The 5,712-nt window shown below is 74.8% G+C and carries 4 protein-coding genes; 3 read left to right on the top strand and 1 reads right to left on the bottom strand.

The window, feature by feature from the left end; all coding sequences use genetic code 11:
* Positions 1–119: 119 nt before the first annotated feature.
* The 3 genes from ACSNN9_RS27500 (at position 120) to ACSNN9_RS27490 (ending at position 4,429) form a co-directional block, all read left to right on the top strand.
* Positions 120–521, top strand: a complete 402-nt coding sequence (locus ACSNN9_RS27500; protein ID WP_436676196.1) for a hypothetical protein — start codon at positions 120–122, stop codon at positions 519–521.
* Between the two features lie 85 nt (positions 522–606).
* Entirely contained in the window at positions 607–2,700 is a 2,094-nt protein-coding gene (locus tag ACSNN9_RS27495; protein ID WP_436676195.1) for an amino acid transporter, read from the top strand.
* Between the two features lie 196 nt (positions 2,701–2,896).
* Positions 2,897–4,429 carry a hypothetical protein gene (locus tag ACSNN9_RS27490; RefSeq protein ID WP_436676193.1) on the top strand — a complete coding sequence of 511 codons (1,533 nt, stop codon included), beginning with the start codon at positions 2,897–2,899 and terminating at the stop codon, positions 4,427–4,429.
* 941 nt (positions 4,430–5,370) lie between these two features.
* Here ACSNN9_RS27490 and ACSNN9_RS27485 read toward each other — a convergent pair.
* The gene (locus ACSNN9_RS27485) at positions 5,371–5,577 is read right to left on the bottom strand and encodes a hypothetical protein (protein ID WP_357878918.1); all 207 of its coding nucleotides are present in this window, start codon (positions 5,575–5,577) and stop codon (positions 5,371–5,373) included.
* Positions 5,578–5,712 lie beyond the last annotated feature (135 nt).

The following is a 5,712-nucleotide window of genomic DNA, read 5'->3' as shown; positions in this document are numbered from 1 at the left end:
GGGTACGCCCGCGCCATGAGTCACCCGGCCCGTCGCCCCGCCGCCCGACCCCGCCCCGCCGCCCCGCTGCGTCCCGCCCGACCGGGCGACGCCCGCCTCGGCAACCGAGGTGGCGCGCGATGACCGGCGGGGCACGGCGGTTCGCGTTCCGCTTCGACCCGGTATTCCGCCCGGCCCTCGCGCTGGTCGGCGTCCGGCCTGCGACCGCCTGGGTCGGCCTCGACGGGGCCGAGCTGGAGGTCCGGTTCGGCCCGTGGCTGCTGCGTACCGCCCGGCGCAACGTCGTCGGCGTCGCGCCGAGCGGGCCGTACCGCTGGTGGCGGGGGATCGGCGTGCGCCTCTCGCTGGCCGACACCGGCGTCACCTTCGCCAGCAGCACCGCCGCCGGGCTCTGCCTCCGCTTCGCCGAGCCGGTGCCCGCGCTGCTGCCCGGCGGGTGGCTCCGGCACCCCGGGGCGACGGTCACCGTGGCCGACCCCGACGCCCTGGCCCGGGCGCTGGCCGCGCGCGACGGCGACTGAGTCGTCCCGGCTTCACCGTTCCGGCGGGTCGCCGGCCGGCGACCGCCTACGGTCGGGTCAGGACCGCCGAGGGTGGAGACGGGACATGCGTGACGAGCACGGGCCGAGGTCGCGGCGCACGCGTGGTCGCCGGCCGCCGCCCGCCGGCCCGCCACGGGCCCTGCGCGCCGCCCGGGACCCGACCCGTCCCGGCGACCGCGCCGGGCGCCCGGTCGCCGTCCCGGAGGCGCAGGCCAGCCCCGCCCGGCCCGCCGCGCCGCTGAGCCCGGTGCGGCGGTGGCTGTTCGCGCACCGGGTGCCGCCGCTCGGCCCCGAGGCGGTGGAGGGGCAGGCCCGCTCGCACCCGTGGTGGCAGGTCATGTGCCTGACCGGGGTGGACTACTTCTCCACCCTGTCGTACCTGCCCGGGATCGCGGCGGTGGCCGCCGGGGCGCTCTCCCCGCTGGCCACCCTCCTCATCGTCGCGCTGACGCTGTTCGGCATGCTGCCCATGTACCGCAGGGTGGCCCGGGAGAGCCCGCACGGGCAGGGCTCGGTGGCGATGCTGGAACGGCTGCTGCCGTTCTGGCGCGGCAAGATCTTCGTGCTGGTCCTGCTCGGCTTCGTGGCCACCTCCTGGATCATCACGATCACCCTCTCCTCGGCCGACGCCACCGTGCACCTGCTGGAGAATCCGCACGTGCCCGAGGGCGTCGGCGGCACGGGCGTCGCGGTCGGCGTCACCGTCGTACTGCTGCTCGTCCTCGGCGGGGTCTTCCTGCTCGGCTTCCGCGAGGCGGTCGCGGTGGCCGTCCCGCTGGTCGTGGTCTTCCTGGTCCTGAACGCGCTGATCGTGGCGGACGGGCTGGTCGCGATCGCGACGGACCCGGGGACGCTGGCGGACTGGACGGCCACGCTGAGCGTCGGTGGCGGCCCCGGCGAGGTGGCGGTGACCGCCGTGCTGGCGTTCCCGCTGCTGGTGCTGGGGCTCTCCGGCTTCGAGACCGGGGTGAGCATGATGCCGCTGGTGGGCGGCGCGGGCGCGGACCGCGAGGCACGGCTGGCGGCACGGATCCGCAACACCCGCCGGCTGCTCACCACCGCCGCGCTGGTGATGTCGGTGTACCTGGTCTCGACCACCCTCGTCACCACGGTGCTCATCCCGGCCCGGGAGTTCGCGCCGGGCGGAGCCGCGAACGGCCGGGCGCTGGCGTACCTCGCCCACGAGCGCCTCGGCGAGGCCTTCGGCACCGTCTACGACGTCAGCAGCGCGCTGATCCTCTGGTTCGCCGGCGCCTCCGCGATGGCCGGCTTGATCAACATCGTGCCCCGCTACCTGCCCACCTACGGCATGGCGCCGGAGTGGGCCCGGGCCGTCCGGCCGGTCGTGATCGTCTACACGGTGGTCAGCGTCGCGATCACCCTGGTGTTCCGGGCCGACGTCAACGACCAGGCCGGGGCGTACGCCACCGGGATCCTCGCCATGATGGTCTCCGCCGCCGTGGCGGTGACCATCGCCGCGGCCCGTCGCCGGGAGCGCGTCGCGGCCGGCGGCTTCGCCGTGCTCACCCTGGTCCTGCTGTACGCCCTCGCCGAGAACGTCATCGCGAAGCCGGACGGCATCGCCATCTCCGCGCTGTTCGTCCTCGGCATCGTCGTGGTCTCGCTGGTCTCGCGGGTGACCCGGACCACCGAGCTGCGCACGGAGCGGATCGAGTTCGACGAGCCGGCCCGCCGGTTCATCGCCGAGTCGCTGGCGCACGACGGCCGGCTGCACCTGATCGCCCACAAGCGGGCGGCCGGCGCGGTCAAGGAGTACACGCTCAAGGAGCGGGCGCAGCGCGGGATGAACCCCGTGCCCGGCGAGGGCGACATCCTCTTCCTGGAGATCGACGTCGTCGACCCGTCGGAGTTCAGCCAGGTGCTGCGGGTGCGCGGCGTGCAGGTGGGCGGCTTCCGGGTGCTGCGGGCCGGCAGCCCGGCGGTGCCCAACGCCATCGCGGCGATTCTGCTGGCGCTGCGTGACGCCACCGGCGTACGCCCGCACGCGCACTTCGAGTGGTCGGAGGGTAACCCCCTCGGGCACCTGCTGCGCTACCTCATCCTCGGCCGCGGCGACACCCCGCCCGTGGTACGGGAGATCATCCGCAAGTCGGAGCCGGACCCCGCCCGCCGGCCCGGTATCCACGTCGGCGGCTGACCCGGGCTCGCATTGCGGTCCGGGCGGGCCGCGCCCGATCGCGCCCGTCAAGGTGAATAGTACCTTTATTCATGTTCGACGGACTTGCCCGTTTCGCGGTCGTATCGTGGGCCTTCGGCGGCTGTCGTGACGTCAGCCGCCCCGCGTCCCGTTCGACGCGGTCGGATCACGCACGCGCGAGAGGCAGGGAAGCCTGATGACGACGTATCAAGGGGGCCGGCGGGCGGCACCACCCAGGCGGCGGTCGCGGTGGTTCTTAGCCGGCGGCCTCGTGGCGGGCAGCCTGGTGGCCGGGGCGGCCGGGCTGACGGGGGTGGCCGCCGACCGGGAGCTGCCCGCCGCCGCCGACCCGCCGTCGCTGGCGCTGCTGGCCGACGACAGCTCGGCCGAGCGCGACCTCGGCGAGGCCGTCGAGGACCGGGACCACGCCCGCGAGGAACGGCGCGGCGGCAAGCCGGACGGCCGCTCCGGCCGCCCGGGCCAGGGGCACCGCACGGAGATCCCGGTGCCGTGCGACCCGGCGAAGCTGATCTCGGCGCTGGTCCGGGCCAACGCCGACGGCGGTGCCGACCTGCGGCTGGCGTCGCAGTGCACGTACGAGCTCACCCACGCCTTCCAGCAGCCCGACGACTACGACGGCGGGATCCGCGACGCCCGGGAGGCCGCCGACAGCGCGGAGAACCCCGGCGACGCCGAGGCGCCCCCGCGCGACCCACGGCACGACCGCGCCGGGCTGCCCGTCATCTACCACCCGATCTCCATCCGGGGCGAGGGCGCCACCATCGTCCGGGACGTGCACGCCGAGGCGTTCCGGTTCTTCACCGTGCGCGACGGCGGCGAGCTGACGCTCTCCGACGTGGTGCTCCGCAACGGCCTCTCGGCCGCCGAGGGCGGCAGCATCCACGTCGTGCACGGCGCATCCGCCGTGGTCGAGCGCACCACGATCGTCGACAGCACCTCCCTCTCGGCGGAGGGGGGCGGCGGCGGGATCTTCAACGACGGCCACCTGGTGGTCAAGGGGAGCACGTTCGTCGACAACCACGCCGCCGGCACCGCGGGCAAGGGCGGGGGCCTGCTCAACGGTGGCGTGCTGAGCCTGGAAGCCTCGCGGTTCCGGGGCAACAGCGCCGTCGCGTACGGCGGCGGCTTCGCCAACTACCGGGGCGCGGCCGAGGTGCACTCGAGCACCTTCGCGCGCAACAACGCGGCGCAGGGCGGCGGCATCGCGAGCTTCTCGGCCCGTACCCGGGTCGCCGACACGAAGGTGGTGGGCAACACCGCCCAGACCGGCGGCGGCATCGCCAACTCGGACGCGCTGATCTTCCTGCGCGGCCTGGAGGTGCGCGACAACACCGCCACGGGCAACGGCGGCGGCATCTCCACCTTCCAGGGCCTGGTCCCGCTCGACGACAGCGTCGTCTCGGGCAACACGGCGCGGGGCTCCGGCGGCGGGATCCACGCCCAGAAGTCGAACCTCCTGGTGCGCCACAGCGAGGTCGACCGCAACCACGCCGTCGGCGCGACGTCCACGGGCGGCGGCATCTTCGCGTCGCTGGGCCAGGTCTCCCTCTACTCCAGCCAGGTCACCGGCAACGTCGCCACCGCGCGGCCGGGCGGCCTCTTCGTCGACAAGGCCCGGGTCAAGGTCGACGACGAGACCGACATCATCGACAACGAGCCCACCAACTGCGAGGGCAGCAGGGTACCGGTCCCGAACTGCTTCCGCTGACCGTCGGGGGGGCGTCCCGGCCCGACCCGGGGGCGCGTCCGACCCCGCCAGCCGATCATCCTGATCGCGGCGGCGGGGCCCGGACGCGCCCCCTGTGCGTCGTGGGCGTGCGCCCTTCCCCGTGCGTCCTGGGCGTGCGATTCCCTGTGCGTCGTCGGCGACCGCCGCGCGTCGTGCACCGTCGGTCCGCCCGCCATGCCTGCCCGCGTTCCGCCGACGAGCACCGCGCCCGCGTCCCGAGGGCGCGCCCGGCGTTCTGCGGCACGATGTGGTCGTAGCCGGCCTCGAGGTAGGGGCGGACGGCCGCCACGTGCGCCTGCGGGTCCGGCCCGACGGAGAAGAGCTCCCGCACGTGCCGCTCCTCGACGTACGCGCTGGCGGCGTCGAAGTTGCCCGGGTTCGGCAGCTCGCTCATCACCTTCCAGCCGGTCACCATTCACCGGCTGGTCTCCAGCACCGCCCGTACGGCCTGCTCCCCTTCGGTGGCCCAGGCCATCGGCACCTCCGAGCCACGGGTGGAAGTGCTCGCTCATCTCGACGAAGTCGAAGCCCGCCTGCTCGGCCCGGACGGCCTGGCGCCTCCGAGGCGAGCTGGTAGCCGATCCTCACCCCGGTGCTCCCGTTCCGTGCGGCGCGCTGCGCAACGCCGGTTCCCGCCGCCCGGCCCGACAAACGTCGGGTCGTGGGCGGCGGGGCCAAGGCGCGGGCACCGAGAACCCCAGCCTCCTAGGATGCCGTACGTGATGTGGCGCACCGCCGCGAGGTTCGGACCGCCGGCAGTGCTCCAAACGCGCCCGGGCGTCTCGTCGGACCGGCCCTCGGCGGCCGAGGTCGCGGCCCGACCGCACCCCGCTGGAGGGGAGGCGGGGGAGGCGGCGCGGCGTCCCCGGACACGGAGCGGCCCGCGCCCCCGAAAGGGCGCGGGCCGGAGGACGGGGGTCCTACTTGGACGGCTGGGGCAGTGCGCAGTCGACCTTCGGGTTGGCGCCGATGTAGTTCAGCGGCCCGGCCACGATGGTCACCAGGATCGTGCCGGCCTCGGCACAGTTCGTGTCGTCACCGCTGTAGTAGCCACGCTGCCCGGCGGCGACCGCGCCGATGATCAGCCAGATGACGACCAGGACTCCGAATATCGACGTGCCGCGCATCGCTGCCTCCGCAATGGTGTGGTGGATCGAGGTGCTGGGCGTTGTACCCATTCGCGATGAACGGCTAACGGCGCCGCCGCCCAGGGGCCGGCGCGGCGGACGGTCGACGGGGTGGGGGCGGACGGGTCCGGGGCC

The organism is Micromonospora sp. URMC 107 (genome assembly GCF_051386315.1).
Classification (GTDB): domain Bacteria; phylum Actinomycetota; class Actinomycetes; order Mycobacteriales; family Micromonosporaceae; genus Micromonospora.
Note: the sequence above shows the minus strand (reverse complement) of the source record. Positions and strands in the feature narration are given on the sequence as shown.